The 15,994-nt window shown below is 56.5% G+C and carries 10 protein-coding genes and 2 pseudogenes; 6 read left to right on the top strand and 6 right to left on the bottom strand.

Features of this window, described 5'->3' with window-relative positions; translation table 11 throughout:
- Positions 1–92 precede the first annotated feature (92 nt).
- From RPS27_RS09570 to RPS27_RS09590, 5 genes and pseudogenes are all read left to right on the top strand, one after another.
- Positions 93–725 (top strand): annotated as a pseudogene (locus tag RPS27_RS09570) (SDR family NAD(P)-dependent oxidoreductase); the annotation flags it as partial.
- Positions 718–1,115, top strand: a pseudogene (locus tag RPS27_RS09575) (hypothetical protein). The pseudogenes RPS27_RS09570 and RPS27_RS09575, both read left to right, overlap by 8 nt.
- A gap of 186 nt (positions 1,116–1,301) precedes the next feature.
- A complete protein-coding gene (locus tag RPS27_RS09580) occupies positions 1,302–1,544 on the top strand; it encodes an HAD hydrolase-like protein (RefSeq protein WP_232995604.1) in 243 nt (80 codons plus the stop codon).
- Entirely contained in the window at positions 1,544–2,656 is a 1,113-nt protein-coding gene (locus tag RPS27_RS09585) for an ABC transporter ATP-binding protein (protein ID WP_128929765.1), read from the top strand. Before RPS27_RS09580 ends, RPS27_RS09585 begins: the two co-directional genes overlap by 1 nt.
- 34 nt (positions 2,657–2,690) lie before the next feature.
- Complete coding sequence (locus RPS27_RS09590; protein ID WP_188637435.1) at positions 2,691–4,466, top strand: phosphoenolpyruvate hydrolase family protein; 1,776 nt, start codon at positions 2,691–2,693, stop codon at positions 4,464–4,466.
- Positions 4,467–4,473: 7 nt separating this feature from the next.
- On the opposite strand, the gene RPS27_RS09595 is transcribed toward RPS27_RS09590, so the two are convergent.
- From RPS27_RS09595 to RPS27_RS09610, 4 genes are all read right to left on the bottom strand, one after another.
- Complete coding sequence (locus RPS27_RS09595) at positions 4,474–5,025, bottom strand: hypothetical protein (RefSeq protein WP_232995603.1); 552 nt, start codon at positions 5,023–5,025, stop codon at positions 4,474–4,476.
- An 839-nt stretch (positions 5,026–5,864) separates the two neighbouring features.
- Complete coding sequence (locus RPS27_RS09600) at positions 5,865–6,770, bottom strand: NAD(P)-dependent oxidoreductase (RefSeq protein ID WP_128929762.1); 906 nt, start codon at positions 6,768–6,770, stop codon at positions 5,865–5,867.
- Between the two features lie 12 nt (positions 6,771–6,782).
- The gene (locus RPS27_RS09605; protein WP_128929761.1) at positions 6,783–7,454 is read right to left on the bottom strand and encodes an HAD family hydrolase; all 672 of its coding nucleotides are present in this window, start codon (positions 7,452–7,454) and stop codon (positions 6,783–6,785) included.
- 8 nt (positions 7,455–7,462) lie between these two features.
- Positions 7,463–9,052, bottom strand: coding sequence for a hypothetical protein (locus RPS27_RS09610; protein WP_232995602.1), 1,590 nt, complete (start codon positions 9,050–9,052; stop codon positions 7,463–7,465).
- 1,002 nt (positions 9,053–10,054) lie between these two features.
- On the opposite strand from RPS27_RS09610, the gene RPS27_RS09615 reads away from it, so the two are divergent.
- On the top strand, positions 10,055–11,260 hold the full coding sequence (locus RPS27_RS09615) for a pyridoxal phosphate-dependent aminotransferase (RefSeq protein ID WP_128929760.1): 1,206 nt from the start codon (positions 10,055–10,057) through the stop codon (positions 11,258–11,260).
- A 1,228-nt stretch (positions 11,261–12,488) separates the two neighbouring features.
- On the opposite strand, the gene nodU is transcribed toward RPS27_RS09615, so the two are convergent.
- Together nodU and RPS27_RS09625 are read right to left on the bottom strand one after the other, a co-directional pair.
- Positions 12,489–14,201, bottom strand: a complete 1,713-nt coding sequence (gene nodU / locus RPS27_RS09620) for a nodulation protein NodU (protein ID WP_128955098.1) — start codon at positions 14,199–14,201, stop codon at positions 12,489–12,491.
- A 946-nt stretch (positions 14,202–15,147) separates the two neighbouring features.
- Positions 15,148–15,846, bottom strand: coding sequence for a hypothetical protein (locus RPS27_RS09625; RefSeq protein ID WP_128929758.1), 699 nt, complete (start codon positions 15,844–15,846; stop codon positions 15,148–15,150).
- Between the last annotated feature and the right edge of the window lie 148 nt (positions 15,847–15,994).

Genomic DNA, 15,994 nt, shown 5'->3' on the forward strand with positions numbered 1-15,994 from the left:
GCCGGTGGAGGCATCGGGTCGGCCATTGTTTCAATGCATTCCGGGCGGGAGGGGCGAATGTCCTTGCCACCGATGCTAATCTCGCAAACCTCAGGGAGACCTTGGCTGGCCTGCCCCATGGCAACGGCGTACTGCCAATGGCGATGGATGTCGCGCGGGAGGACGATGTCGCAAGGGTGCTAGATGAGATTGCCAGACGTTTCGGCCGGCTCGATGTGCTGGTGAATAACGCCGGCATCAAGTCTGCCGAGCCGCTCCTGAACGGCAATTCGGAAAAGATCGAGCGCACGATCCAGATCAACTCAGTCGCTGTCCTGCGCTCCTCCAAACTGGTGGTCGACCGGTTCATGAAGGCGAAAGGTGGCCGTATCGTCAACGTCGGCTCCTCGCTGTCCTCGCAAGGTGCAGTCTTCAACTATCAGGCTGGCGGCGCCGACTACTGCTTGTCCAAGGCGATCGTCCACGATCTCACCAAGCTGCTCGCCTACGAATGCGCGCCGCTCAAGATCAATGTCAACGCAATCGCCCCTGGCATTATCGACACGCCCATGCACGGGCGTCCCCGGGAGGAGACCGAAGCCCGCCATAGTGGCCGGATCCCGCTGGGACGCGTGGGTCTACCGGAGAATATCGCGGGTCTTGCTGTCTTTCTCGCAAGCCCCGCGGCCTCATATATGACCGGGCAGATTCTTCACGTGAACGGCGGGATGCTGATGAATGGCTAATACCGCCCCGGCCCATAACTGGCCGCAAGTCAAAGGTATCATTTCGGATCTCGATGGCGTGGTTTATCGCGGCAACGCGGCGATACCAGATGCTATCCAGACATTTGGAGCTTGGCAGACGGCAGGATTGCCGTTCTGCTTCGTGACTAACAATTCCACCCATACCCCCGAAGATGTCTCCGCAAACTTGCGAGTTTCGGGCTTGTCGTCACGCCGAAAGACGTTGTCACGAGCGCCATCACTGCCGCCGAGCTCATTCGCGCGACATACAAGGATGCAACGCGCGTATTCGTCGTGGGCGCGCCATCGCTGGTGAAGGCCATCACCGAAGCGGGGCTCGATGTGACCGATCGCGAACCCGATGCCGTGGTCATGGGCCTCGATCGCTAGATAACGCATGAGAAGCTGCGGATTGCGGTCGAAGCGATCCTGAACGGTGCCGCATTCGTCGGCACCAACCCCGATCTCCTCCTGCCGACCGCAGGCGGTTTCGAACCTGGAGCAGGAGCAACGATCACAGCTGTAGCTGCTGCCACAGGCGTGAAGCCCTTGATTGTCGGGAAACCTGAGCCGCACATGATCGAGACGGCACTTTCCCGTCTCGGGACGGCGCGCAACGCCACATTGATGATTGGCGACCAGATCCAGACGGATATCCAGGCCGGAAAGCGAGCGAAGCTACCGACGGTGCTGGTCACGACCGGCGTGCCGCCCCGCGAAGACCCATCCCTGGTGCCACCTGATTTTATCGTCTCCAGCCTGGCAGAGATTGAGGTCCCGGCGGCGCTGGTCGAACGGATTCGACAGAGGAGTTCGTGATGGCCGATGTTCGTTTGGAAGGCGTCAACAAGGCCTATGGGACAATCCAGATCCTGCGGAACATTGATCTCACCATCGATCACGGCGAGTTCGTCGTGTTCGTCGGACCTTCGGGATCGGGCAAGTCGACGCTGTTGCGAATGATTGGAGGACTAGAACGAATCAGCGGCGGCCGGCTTCTGATTGACAACGAGCTCGTCAATGATGTCGATGCGGCGGATCGAAACCTCGGGATGGTGTTTCAGAGCTACGCGCTCTATCCGCACATGACTGTGCGCGAGAACCTTGCCTTTCCTCTGCGAATGGCAAAGGTTGCGAAGACCGGGATCGAGACCAGGGTCGCCGAGACTGCGTCGCTGCTACAGATCGATCATCTTCTGGACCGAAAACCCCGACAACTCTCGGGCGGCCAGCGTCAGCGCGTTGCGATTGGCCGCGCAATTGTTCGCGAACCCAAGGTGTTCCTATTCGACGAACCCCTGTCGAACCTTGATACCGAATTGCGGGTGCAGATGCGGGTTCAGATTGCCAAGCTCCACAAGCAGCTTGGGAATACCATGATCTACGTGACACACGACCAGGTGGAAGCCATGACAATGGCCGACAAGATCGTCGTACTCAAGGACGGCAACATCGAGCAGGTGGGAAGCCCGCATGATCTCTATCACAATCCGGCATCCCGGTTTGTGGCCGGATTCATCGGCTCACCCAAGATGAATTTCCTGGGCGGCCACATCGAGGCGGCGCACGAGGCGGGCATGGACGTCAGGCTCGACGCCGGGGCGACAGTCTCCGTCCCCGTGCAGCCGGATCAATTGCTCGTCGGCAAGCCGATCACACTCGGAATTCGCCCCGATGACTTCTCTCCATCTGCGGCGGAGAGGAAAGAGATCGCGATCGAACTCGACGTCGATTTCGTCGAGCATCTTGGCAGCGTCACCTACATCTACGGAAACGCTGGCAAGGAATCGGTGGTCGCAAAGGCGCCAAAGCCGGAGTCACAGAAGAGGTCTGGCAAGGTTCGTCTTGCGGCGTCGCCGGCGGACTGCCACCTGTTCGTGACGAACGGAAAGGCGCTGCGCCGGTTGCACGCGCCCGCAAATTGGAGCTAGTTTTCGCAACCGCCGTGCAGGAGGCGGGCAAGTCATGCACACGCGGACAGACCAGGCAAAGGGCGGCGGCATCAGGCGGTTCTTCCGCAACTCCCGCTCCTTTATGCTTGGGGCTGGAATAGGATCGGGCATGACCGCGCGAGCGGCCGAACGGGCGGGCGCGGATTTCGTTCTCGCCCTTAACGCCGGCCGATTTCGCGCGATGGGGGGCTCTTCGCCAGCCTCAATTCTTCCAATCCGCAATACAAACGAATTCGTGGCGGGCTTCGGCCGGACCGAGATCCTGCCCTCAACGAAATTGCCGGTATTTTTTGGCGCTTGTACCTTCGATCCGCAGCTGGATATCGACCGCTTTCTCGACCGCATCATGCGATGGGGTTTTTCAGGCGTCACCAATTTCCCGTCCGTCATCCACATTGATGACTACAGGAGATCACTGCTTGAAAGTTGCGGGCTCGGCTACGAGCGGGAAATCGAACTCCTGGTCAAAGCCGCAAAACGCGGCCTAATGACCATCGCTTATACTCGCACCCAGTCCGAAGCAAGGCGCATGGTTGAAGCTGGAGCTGAAGCCATCTGTATCAACTTCAATCTCAACCGCGCTGTCGAAAGCGGATGCGACTTGTCGATCAGCCTGTCGGAGCTTGCCGCGCGAACGAGCGCTGTTGCGCGTGTCGCTCAATCCGTCGACGTGAACGCAATTTGCCTGCTTGGTGGCGGGCCAATCACGAAGCCTGACGAACTCCTGGACATCTGCCGAGAAACGGGTGTGCAGGGTTTCATTGGCGGTTCGTCGCTCGACCGCATCCCGCTCGAAATGTCAGTTCTCGAGGTAACCTCGGGCTTTAAGACCATCCACTTATTGCGAGAGAAGGTCGATCTCCTCGAGCGCCAGCTCCAGTTGAGCGGATTCCGGCATGGCGTCATCGCGCAGTCCTCGATCATGAAGCACGTGCTTGAGACTGCAAGGCGCTTGGCAAGTAATCCCAATTCTGTGCTGGTGTGGGGCGAGGCGGGATCGGGAAAGCGAAGGATAGCGAACCTCGTCCATGCCTTTAGCGATCGGAGACACACGAAGGCCGCGCTGTTTCATTGCCGCCGAGGGCCGGCAATCGACACGGTCGGTGCGCTGTTCGGTGCCGAGAGCGCTGAGAATAGGAGGCGCCAACTGTCGCTCCTCGAAGCCGCAAGTGATTCCGCGCTCCTGCTGACGCATGTCGATCAGCTGTCGCGAGATGGGCAAGAGCGTCTCGCGGACTATCTCGAGACGGGTACTTTCACGCCGCTGAACGGCGTATCCGTTGTAAGGTCAAACGCCCGGATCATCGCAACCGCGACAGTGACCCGCGGAGCAAGCTTGGAAAGTGTTCTATGTCCCCGCCTTCTTGCCTTCTTTGCCGGGCTTGACATAGAACAACCCGCTTTGCCAAACCGTCTGGAGGACCTTCCACAGCTCATTCAGCATTTTGCCGTCGAAGCCAAGGGGGATTCGAATGCACAAACGCTGGCAATAGAGAAGTCCGCGTTCTTGGCGTTAGCGGGCCACCATTGGCCCGGAAATTTGAGAGAATTGCGCCAGATCGTCAATCAACTGGTGATGGTGAAAGACGCGCATATAACTGCTGACGTCCTCAAGCCGCTTCTGAACTCGACGTCGCCCGCTCGGCCCAAAGGAGCATTCTCCGAGCGCGAGTGGTTCATCGAAGGCCTAAAACGAAACAGGCTCCACCGTGGCAAGACCGCACAATCTCTTGGGCTTTCAAGGAAGACGCTTTACAACAAGATAAAGAAACTGCGGATCCTAGAATAGCCTACCCTCATTTCTTGCGTCGGGTTTGCTGCGACGTAGTCGCATGCAAAAACGAGAACCTTGGCATCGACGATGCCTGTTGGCCAAGGCTGATCAACCCCATTTCGTCGCAAATCCTACGCGCAAGAGCCTCTTCGGGCAAATACACAATACCTTCGAGATGCGCTCCAAGTCTCGTCTCTGCCATCGTGATCTCAGAATCCTTGGCAGCAACAAACAGGATTTTGAATCCCAGGCTGGCGAACCATTCCATACGTCGAAGTTCGAGCTCCAGTCCGGAGTTAATTGGCATGCCATCCGTAGCCTGCTCAATGATAGATGCAGGTGGGAAATTTGTGACGCCGGAGATTCTCGCCTCTTTCAGCAAGTCGGCAAAATCCTCCCAACAGGCAAAGGGATCGATCATGACCATCGCCGCGTAGGCGCGAATGGACGCTTGCTTGTCGAGGCTGCGCAAATCTCGCAAAAGACAGTCATTCCAGTCGACGACAGGTAAAGTCGCCATTACGAGCATCGAGTCTGCTGGAAAGCTCCGCAGGGACGGCGCGTAGATTTCCAAGGGCGCGCCTCTAGATGCGGCCGTTAAGCGCGTGGCAAGCTTGCAGCTGACTATACCCATTCTTACCCACCCGGAAGTATCGCCGATGTTATACAATGCTTCAGCCCGGTCTAGACCTCCTATTGTTGAGAATGCTCCGGGAGGAAATTCGTGTCTCATTATTTGGCGGACGGCCAAGCGTCGGTCCCGGATGGAGCCTCGCCTGTAAATGTTTCAATCCGTGCGTGTGAAAGCCGGCGTCACCCTTGTCGGTGGTTGGTTGAAGCTGAAGCAAAAATCACCCGCTGGATCCTTTCGCGGCCACTAAGGGGAAATCTCGCGGCCGCCAGTGATGGGAAAGAGGTGTTCCGCTTCACCGCAACCTTCAATGGTCTGGATCACGCGCAAGCGCCAAAGCCCGTGCCGACCCTCGCTCTCCGAATGCGAGAGTGGCGGCGCAAGTCTCCAGCCTGGTCCAGCGTCTCGTCCGGAATCTCTCCGAACTGGGGGGCACCAGGAAAATCTAATTCAATCGGTAATTTGGTCGCGGTGGTCTCCGGCGTCCTATGTCGATGCGTTGGGCGACCAACTATCCGATTTGTCGCCTGCTAACGATAGCCTTCGGCTCCGCTGGCAGACCGGTTCGTCTGCCTTCCTCCCTCAACTTAAGCCGCTGTTGGAGAAATCTGACAGCGGCTTTTTCTTAAAGGACACTAGGCATCTCATTCATTGAAGCGCGAGTGTCGCTAACGAGCGCGCCAATCCTCAAGGGCGGGACCCTTCCACGCTCTCGGCATTGAAGGAACACGCCCGTACCTCCAAAGGCAGTGAGATAGTAAAATTCGATTAGACCGAAGACTTTATGAGTGAGACAAATGAGGTAGAGTCAGTTCGCCTTTGCCCGAGGCAACCGAGGCGTTTAACTTGTTCGCAGCCGCAGCTAGGATCGGCACCGAAACTACGTTCTCGCCCGCTAGGCGCACAGCGCAATTAATATCCTTTGCGGAATTGGCAATTGAGACGGCCAGAACATCGGGTTTTTCGCCCAACAAAAAGGCAGCGAAGGCTTGGAATATTCCGCTGTTAGTGGAACCGCGGCTGACCAGAGAGCGGAGTGTTACAAGATCAATGTCAAGAGCCTTTGCGAATTGGCAGACCTCTGCTGCGACGGCCGCTATGCCCATAGTCATGCTGTTGTAAACAAGCTTGAGCTTATGACCCTGTCCGACTTCTCCGACATGAAGAACGGTCTCACAAAATGCAGCAAGAATGCCTTCCGCCACAGGAAAGAGCGTCTCGTTCGATCCAACGATCGCATTGAGAAGGCCGAACTCAGCTTGTTCGGGGCTACGTGTTACTGGGGCATCTACAAAACCTAGGCCATGTTCTTGAGCCTGCTCCGCCAGTGTAACTGTCGAAGCAGGATAAGATGTCGTGCAGTCAATTATCAAACCGCCACGGGACATATGGACAAAAAGCCCATCCTGCCCAAGGCACACTGCCTCAACCTCGCGGCTTGACGGTAGGGACAACACCACAGCGCTTACATGTTGCGCCAACTCAGCGATCGAAGGATGTTCACGGGCACCGGCTGAAGCAAATCGATTCGCACCGAAACGATTCTTGTTGGCTTTGATATGCAGTTCAATTTGATGACGCATCAGGCTAATACCCATTCCAGTTCCCATTCGCCCGACGCCGACAAGACCTATTCTCTGTTTCGCAGTGCTAGGACCTGCGTTTGGTGATGATGCCTCGCTGAACATGGTTCATGCACTCTAGAAAAAGCCGTGCCTTTGTAAGATAGGCAACAGCTCATGATGGTTGTTAATCGAATAGTCAGGATTTGCCGCCCGCAAGCGCGAGTCCGAAACAAAACCTCCGGTGATCGATATGCTTATGAGTGCGAGATTGCGTGCGATGTCCATTTCGATCGGCATATCGCCGATGATAAACGTCGACGCCGGGTCGAGGCTGTACTTCTGCATGTAGAGGCGAAGCCGCTCTCCTTTGCTCATCGATTTGTATTGAGTGGCGCGGCTTTCAAAGGCGAGAGCTTCGTTGATGTAGTCATGGATTCCAAGTCTTCTCAATTGGGACCGAAGGGGGGCAACGATATGGTTGCTCACGATGACGGACAAAGCTGCTTCTCGGTGCGCTAGCTCCAGCACTCTACGCGCGCCCTCGCGCAGATCGGCGCGATCCGCAAGTGGTTCATAGGTGTTGTGAAAGACAGCGCTGCCATCGCGATCCACGGCCGCAACCTCGTCCTGCGACATTCCGAGATTGCGATAAAGAAGAGATAGCGGGAGGTCGCAATGTTCCCGAAACGTCTCCATATTGATCGGCGCGTAACCAAAGCGGTTCAGAATAGCATTAGTCGTTTGAAGCAGTGCGTGCGCATCATCGAGCAACGTTCCATTCCAATCAAAGACGAGAACGGGTTTCATTAATGACCTCAAGCGTGAACTGATTGCATGCGGGGAAGATCAGCCACCAATTCGCGCAGATTCCTGTCCGCCCGCTCCTGTCCCGCCCGAGTTGGCATCTCGAATGTAAAGGGTGACAGATCGAAGCTCTCCGGTCTCAGGGGCAGCAACGATTCTAGCAGTGGGAAGGGCAGATACGTTATCGAGGCTGCGTTGATGGATGTCGCGATGTTGCTTTCGATGAGTCTCAAAACGTGGGGTTCCATCTTGTGAAAGCGAAGGCTTTGCGTTCGCTGCTCGGACGGCAGTCGTTTCCAAATCTGCCAGAATGCGAGCTCATCGAGTGTGTTGATACCCATGCCGTAGTAGTTCGGAGCCACTATAGGCGGCGAACCGATCGCCCAATGCACGGCTTTGGCTCCGGCGGTAAGGAGCATGCTCGTGACAGCTCGACTGGTATCGCCGCGAATGAGTGCTTCGTCGACAATTACTACGCTGGTTTTAGTCAGGTCAGTTTCCAGTACTCGGTACTTTTGAGAAATGCGGGACTTTCGCTCGTCGGTCGTGCCGATGAGCGTTCGCTGAAGAAACGTCGTGGCGACCACTTCACGACGCTCGGCGAGCAGCCCGTATTCCGCGAGAGATGCGTACAGGCCATCGGCGAACGGACCACCTGTACGCGGCTTGGAGGAAACGAGTGTGCAGGTAGGATCTGCTTCAGCTTGCAGTCGCTGCGCAACAATCCCACCCAAGGCAGCACCGATATTGTACCGGGTTTCGAAATGTGAATGGCCTTCGACCGACGTATTCGGACTTCCTAAATAGAGAGCTTCGTACGCGCAGAGCCTGGCTTTATGTCGCCCGTTGTGCACGGCACGACTAACGCTGCCCCCCGTCGTTCCGTCCACATACGTTATGTGGCCCGGCGAGATCTGCCGCGTCTTACCCTCGAGAGCGGCAAAGGCACAATTTTCAGAGGCGAAGAGCAAGAACCCGTCATCTGTTTGCATGGTCTCCAACGGTCGCAAGCCGCTTCGATTGCGGTAAGCAATGAGATTTCCGTCTCCGTCCAGGAAAAGCGCGCTAATAGCGCCGTCAATACGATCGTCAATCTCTCGAAAAACGGTTTCGTAATTGGCCGCTAGACCGTGGCGCCAGTAGTGTCGTTCACAACAGCGTTCAATACACTTGAGCAAGAGCTCAGCATCTGTGTTGACGGTTGATCGTTGCTCCTGGGCAAGAAAGGCTCCCCTGAGTTCACGAGCATTGACCAAGGCCTCATCCAGAGAAATGGCCAGATGGCGGCTGGTGCCTGCATTGTTATGAATTGACTGAAGGTCGACGCCATCACTGAGTTCGCGGCATCGGCTACGGACTTGAGCGATTGCAACATGAGGCCGAAAACGCCGATCTTGTTCGTTGGGATCAATGCGCACTGAAGCGCTCGATGACTGAAACGCTCTCCCATATCGAATACCTTGTTTGTGCATGAAAGCCGCAACGCCGACCGCCGCCTGGCCACGAAGCGCAAGTTTCGGGATCATGTGCTCGAGTCGATCATAAACATCCGCCTGCGAATTGCTTGAAGGACAAAAAAACGCAGCAGCAACGCCGGACATGCCTTTACCCCTCTTGTCGAAGAACCGATGTCCCGGCTCGCATCATTGGCGAATGCACCACGGCGTGACGACGTGGCTCTGCTCTCTTTAAGCAAGCGCCGTACCACTCCTCAGACGAGCTGGCTCGCGCTGATGCAACAACGAAGGTCGAGATACGCAAACAGTTTGGCGACCCGCGATGAGCTCCGTGTCCGAATCCCGACATTCTGTCTAAGGTGCGACGAGCTCGTCCGAAAAGTGTCAGGCGCCGACCGTTGGTCTGAGACTCTCACGCTCGCGCGTGGGTACGAGGCAGTGTCCTCACATTAGCGAGCATGACCAATGCGAGTCGCGCCAAGCCGGCCGCGGGGCTTTGCTGGCATCCAGCAGAAGGAAGTATTGCCCGGATGAACTACCAACAATAGTGATTGATCAAGAGATGGTTTCTTGGCAATGAACGGTGGGTAACTGCTGCGGATCACGCGCTGATCGCAAGGCAGATGGGAGGAGGTCGGCAATTAAGATCAACCACAATCGACTATCGTCAACGGGCTAGTCGAGGCGGCAAGGCGGGTCGCAGAACGATCACATGGAGGTTGTGGCGTGTTGAGGCTGAACGCTGCCATGCGCTCGTTGATGAAGACAGGAGCTTCGGCAAGTTGGCAGATGGCACGACTCGTGGCGCGCTCACCAGCCCGCATTGCATGGTGGCGTCCTGCCGAGCGACATCGGGGTCCAAAAGTCGATCTGTTTGTTCCCAGCATTATCGCCGTGCCAATACTACTGAAGGTCGGCTGCGGTTGGCTCTGGTCCGCGTCTTGTGCGTGTTCGGCTTCAATTCCGGAGTAGTCGCAACCACGTGTTGTGCATATTGAGAAAGGGCTTGGTGGTTTCGGTGAACTCTCGGCGGTTGGGAAGAGCTTGTTCAACCCGAAGAGCGATATCTCCGAAACAGATCAAGGAACGTCCGGTCACGCGGCTGGGATCACTTCACAAGCGCGACAACTTTGCAGGAGAGCGCCTATGCCGTCGCGCCCGATGTCCTTCCTTTCTAGATCCCGAAAAGCCGGCCACGACTTAGCCACGGTAGCTGTGATTGGGCGCCGGTTCATTGATCTGGCAACCGACGAAATCGTCGTCGAGCCGTCCTCATCAGTGTGCGAAGGAGCGATGGCTGCGGTCAACGCCGAAGCGAACCGCTATGTCGATCTCATTGGGCTTACGCCCCTTCGCAGGGCCGTCGCCGAAAAGCTCTCGGTCGAAACGCGCGTTGGTTGGAGTGCGGAAGAGATCGTAATCACTACGGGCGCGCAGCAAGCGCTGCTCTATGCGGCCGTGACTGTCCTAGCGCCGGGCGACGAGGTTATCATTATTCGCCCCTGGCGGCCGATATTGCTGTCCCAGGTCGTTCTCGCTGGTGCAGCACCAGTGTTCGTTGATGCTCGCTGCCCGAGATATATTCCCGATATCAGTGCAATCCGAGTTGCTGTCACACCGCAGACGAAAGCTATAATAATCAATTCGCCAAATAACCCGACCGGCGCAGTCTACAATCGAACGATACTACAAGATATCGGCGAACTCGCTATCGAACGCCAGATATGGATCATTTCCGATGAGTGCTACTCGGGACTGGTATTCACTGGTTTTCGTCACCACGAGTCGATCGTCATGGCGCACCCCCGGGTACGTTCGCGGACGATCATAGTCAAGTCGTTTTCAAGGGAGTTGATGATAACCGGCTGGCGCTTGGGCTATTTCGCCGCGCCCGCGCAGCTCGTTTCCGCGGTAAGAAAGCTTCAGAGCCATGCAATCGCAACTCCGAATGTAATCGCGCAGCAGGCGATCCTGCACCACCTTCAAGCCAGCGATGGCAGCTTTGAGGAGCAGATCTATCAGCGTCTTGTCGACGCTCGCAACATAGGTCTTCACATCCTTTCTGATCTACGCGATGTAACTCCATCCCGCGCCGATGGTTCGTTCTGTTTTTATCTCAATCTGAGTCGGCTTTTGTCTGCTTTGCGGACTGAAGGCTCAGTGCGATCTGCCGATGACATCGCACGAGTGCTCCTCGAAGAAGCTAATGTAGGATGTGTTCCAGGCGACGCTTTCGGCGACGCGAACGGCCTACGTCTCTCCTTCGGTGCTCCACCGGAGCTATTGGAGATGGGGCTCAAACGCATCGTCGAGGCGCTCAACGGTCTAAGGCGCGGGCAGCCAGGGACCTAACCGCATCAGAAATGAAGGAATTTGAGCTGAGTGTCCGTCGTTCACCTCATCCATTGCCGCTAAGCGGCGGATAGGGCTTTCGATATCTTGTTAACGGCGAGATTGCTCTATTTCAAAATTAAGCCCTAGCGATGCCGCCACTTCTGGCGATCAATCTCCTGATCTGGTCCGTGATAAGGGCATCGCTGTGAGTCTCACTCAAGAGTCGAGCTCAAAACGTCTAACGTGGGCCAGTCATAAACTGCAAAATCGAACTCGATCCGAACCATAAGAGTCCTTACTAGCGGCGGCGGCTTGTTCCAACGGGGAGCGCAGAGGAAGCTCTGGTGCGGCATAAGCCACGCTCGTTCAACATGGATGGCAATGTAGGGTTAAGCGGTCCTCTGGTTTGCTGCGGCCACAGACAGGTGCAGCAGGACAATCGGCGACGACAGGATCTTCGAGTGCGGACGGCAAGTGAGCTTGTTCGCTTACGATCCGTACATGGTCGGTCGCTGGCGGGGGTTAATCGTGAATCAGGTCTGCCGTCAATTTGAACTGTCACTGCCAGCGCGGCCCAGACGTGCTTTCGTTCATCGGCAGGAGGGATGCTGACCAAGGGACGTTGTCGGTCACCGAGGCGCCGCGTTCGTTCTCGATCCGATCGATGGTACTACCGAAGCACCGAAGCGCGCGAACCCGCCACCTCAACACCATCGCCGAGCGCGCTATGCGAACTTCATTCGTATCAGGTGTCATCCTCTGAGGTCGGGGATCCAGGATGCCCACTCGCACCCTGCTAAGCTCATAGGCCGTTGGTCCTGCGACTGCTGCACCCGAAAAGCAGCCGTACTCTTTTCGGACTCGGATATGCGTCAAGCCATTCCGAACACATCCGCTTACTACAGCGCGTGGATTGTGCTGATCCCGGCCAAAACAGTTGGCGTTTCCCTTGGCAAGCGAGGCCACGTGCGTATTGCGTTGCACTGTCAGATTGCGGCCATGCCGCAACTCTAAGTGATCACGTTGGTGTACTCGTGCCGCCTTACAAAAACTAATCGCTCGCGCCAACTGCGACACAAGTCAAATCCTGGCGGCTGGATGAGGGCGACGCTCAGGGAGGCTGCATTCGTCGCCGGAGCCGCTCTACCGAGTATTACTCAAATTGCGTTGTGCGCCCTCTAGAACAGGCTATTATAGCGCGACAATCTGGTTGGGAAGCACTGTCACTGATTGTCGCGCCGCACGGTTATCGAGCTTTGGTCCACAGTATGCCGTCGCCCCATACGTGCTCGACGCGTCCCCACTCGCAGGCTGCTGCGACATGCGGGAAGAACCCACGTCCATGGTGGTTTGCACTCGTATTGCAAAGCAGCGGAATGCCTGTGAGCTTTTCGTATTCGACGAGAAGCTCGGCGACTTTGTGCTGAGAGGTCCTGCAAATCGTCTGCAATCGCGCCGATCCATCGAGATGTACAACAGCGGGGATTTTGTCCCGCCATTCTGGTCGTGTCTGGTGATCGAAAAGCATGTAAGGGTCCGGTGTTCCGGGACTAAATATATCCGGCGCACGATCCTCTAGGCATATCGGAGCCACTGGCCGGAAGTGTTCGCGAAGTTTGATGTCGTTGAGATAATCCTTCATTCGCGGCGAGGTCGCGGGGGCGAGAATGCTTCTGCTACCCAACGCCCGAGGCCCAAGCTCGGCGCGGCCGGTAAGAAAAATCACGGGCTTGTTGCCGGCAAGAATGGTCGCAAGTTCATGCAGACTACACGGCGCGGCCTTCCATTCGGGGGGTACATCTCGACGTTGCAAGGCTGGACCACTATATACCGACCATTCCAACGGCGAGAAGCCTTTTTCCACCACCATTGCGCAGCAAGCGGCACCGATTGCCGAGCCACTGTCATTCGGAAACGGGGGCACCCAGACGGCATCGAACAGGCCTGTCGCACGTAGTGCGCTGTTCCATTTGATATTGAGACCGCAGCCACCTGCTACGCACAGATTGCGCGCCCCAAGATATGAATGCCGCTGCAAAGCAAGCGCCATTTTGCGGACGAGGAGACGCTCGAGGAAGCAATGAAACGATGCCAGCACATCTTCGGGGGCCCTGGCCTTTAGGTGGCGCGCGCTGGCGTCGAAGAAGTCATGCACAGCCGCAAGCGCGGACTCCATGCTCTCAATGTCTGTACGGAAACTGGCAAGTTTCGTGTCGGCCGCAAAGCGCTCCTGGTAGAGTTCCTCAAAGACCGTGACAATGTTTTCAATGACAGACCCGAGCGCGATATACGCCATCAGCTTGCCGGCTACACCCAGGTTAAGCTTGCCGGCACCGCCCGGGTCCACCTTGCCGGGGCCACCCAGGTCCCAGTTAGCGCGGTTCGCCTGCTTATACGGTCCAAAATGAAGTCCCGCGGCGGCATAGACATGCCCAATCACCGGGAACAGGCATTCGATGAACTGAGCGCCTCGATGTTCTACGTGATAAAGACGTGGAAAGGTGCCGCCGTCCCACACGAGGCAGAAGGCGGGCTGTCCAGCTTTGGCAAAGGGGCTGGTGCAGTATGCGGAGGCTACATGGCCTGTGACGTGCGGATAGCTTCTATAAGGGAAATCGCTGCCATCGAGCCTAAGACCAGAGCCATCGCACGAGGTGAGAAGGCCGTCGGCATGGCGTTCAACATAGGGCGCCCCTTTGAGAGTGATCGGTGTCGTCCCGCTGAGAACCTGGAACTGCGACTCCGCCACCCCCGCCCAGCCATCGATGACGAACTGATCAACTTCTTGCGGATCCAGACCGTGTTCGGTCAAAGCGACGACGATTGCATCGAGGTTGTCGATTGTTTGATACCGCGGATTGTTGCTCCGTTTCTCCTGCTCGATACAAAAGATAAGCCGTCCGTCCTCAACAAGAGCAATCCCGCCGTCATGTGTCAGCTTGATACCGCAGATGCGCATAGTGCCTCCTTGTCTGATGCCGGCAATTCGATTGACAAAGACCGAATCGAACTTAGAAAGATGCGAATAGGAAATCGTCGTGGATCGATTCTGGCACCGCTCGCGCTCGACGTCGGTCTAAGGTTGCATTCCACATACCCACGACCGTCTCGGCACTAGCAGCGTGACCCCAGCGCGGCGATCCGATTACTAGATGCCGCACGTAGCGCAGTGCACGATCTAGACCAATGCAAATCGCAGGAATCCCTCGCGGTTTCTCGGCCGACTCTCGCGTTCGCAAACTGCTTGGCGGGTTCCTGACATCAGACGAGTGTGTTTTCGGACAGAAGCATGCGCTACGCCAATTGGGAGGTGCTATCCGACCTACCGCCGCGAACTGGACTCGGCGGTCGGTTTGGCTTCTCCGGTCAACAGCGGAAGTACCGCAACACGCAGATCATTGATGCATCGATCATCGAGAGCTACCGCGTGCAGGCCAAGCGGACGAAGGAATTTGGCCGACTCGGCGCGATGTTGACGTCGACGGGCGGCTCGAGGTGCGCAGCCTCTCCAAATTTATTGTCGTCGTCGGCGCACCTGTCGAGGCCTTGCGTGACGTGTCGCTCATGGCCAGCGAATTCGTTGTACAGCCTGGCCTTGAAGTCCGTAAAGAGCCAGGGCCTCAATCTAACGTTGTTGTCGAGAAAGCTTGGCGATCGTCGATCAAGTAGCTAGACGGCCCGCAGCTTGTAACTCCAACACAAAGACTTCGAGCCGCCGTATCGCGCGGCAGCGAGGCACGGGAATTGCCAAGCCGCTCCAGCCAGCAAATCACCTCTATCGCCATTTTTCCACCATTGTGAACCCATTCATATTTCTGAGATCAACATTTTAGTGGTCTCACGTGCGCGAGCGAAGACCGCCGACTAGATAGGCATGTTGGTCGCGGGAAAGTTCGGTTGACTCTTTAGTACTTTTCAAATCCCACCATTTTCATGGTCCAGCGGCTGACACCCCCCTTGTCGTCGCGATGAATGAACATCTTCCTGATTGTAGTCTCGAGGTTTCTACGCTCGATCGCGGGCAGGAACGGAATGTCGAGCCGACGTGTCTGAGCGAATTTCTCAACTACGGTCTCAGTTGAATTGCAGGAAGGCAATCGTGCGGCAATCCCGTGCGTGGTATGTAGATCCTCGATAAAGTAGAAACCGCCAGGCTCGACGATGGGAAACAGCTTCGCTAGAGCAAGCTGCTGGTGATAAGCTGCGTGCGAAGCGTCATCAATGATGATCCTTACGGGCGGGAGCGAGTTCGCTAGGCGTTCCAGGGCTACCGTATCGCCCATGTCAAGGCGCTCGAAACGGAACCGGTCCATCTTAAAGGCGCTGAAATCGGCAACGTCGCATCCGATGATCTCGGCTTTGGGAAAGAACTCCAGCCACATCTTAATAGACGGAATGTCGTCAACCTTGCGACCGACCACTACATCGGGATCGAGAGAGCCGTTTCCGTGTTGTAATCCAATCTCGACCATCGTGAAAGGTTGCTGGCGGAATTCTTCGAACAGAAAAGAGTAGAAGCTGGTGTAGCCGTGGGCGTCGCCTACCTCATTCCCCTTGTCGGTTCCGAGGGCATTAGCTCGCTTGGTCAAATTCGGTGCGCTCATTGCAGCATTTCCTATTCTCGGATGGAGCATTACACGGCGGGTCAGCTTCTGAGTTCAAGAAGCATACCAAAACCGTCAGTCTGAGTTTCCTTCTTATTCTCATCTGGCACGTGTCTCAGGTAGAACGGGTGTGTCGTGACTCCGACAG

This window comes from Bradyrhizobium sp. WYCCWR 12699 (assembly GCF_032144035.1).
Taxonomy (GTDB): Bacteria; Pseudomonadota; Alphaproteobacteria; order Rhizobiales; family Xanthobacteraceae; genus Bradyrhizobium.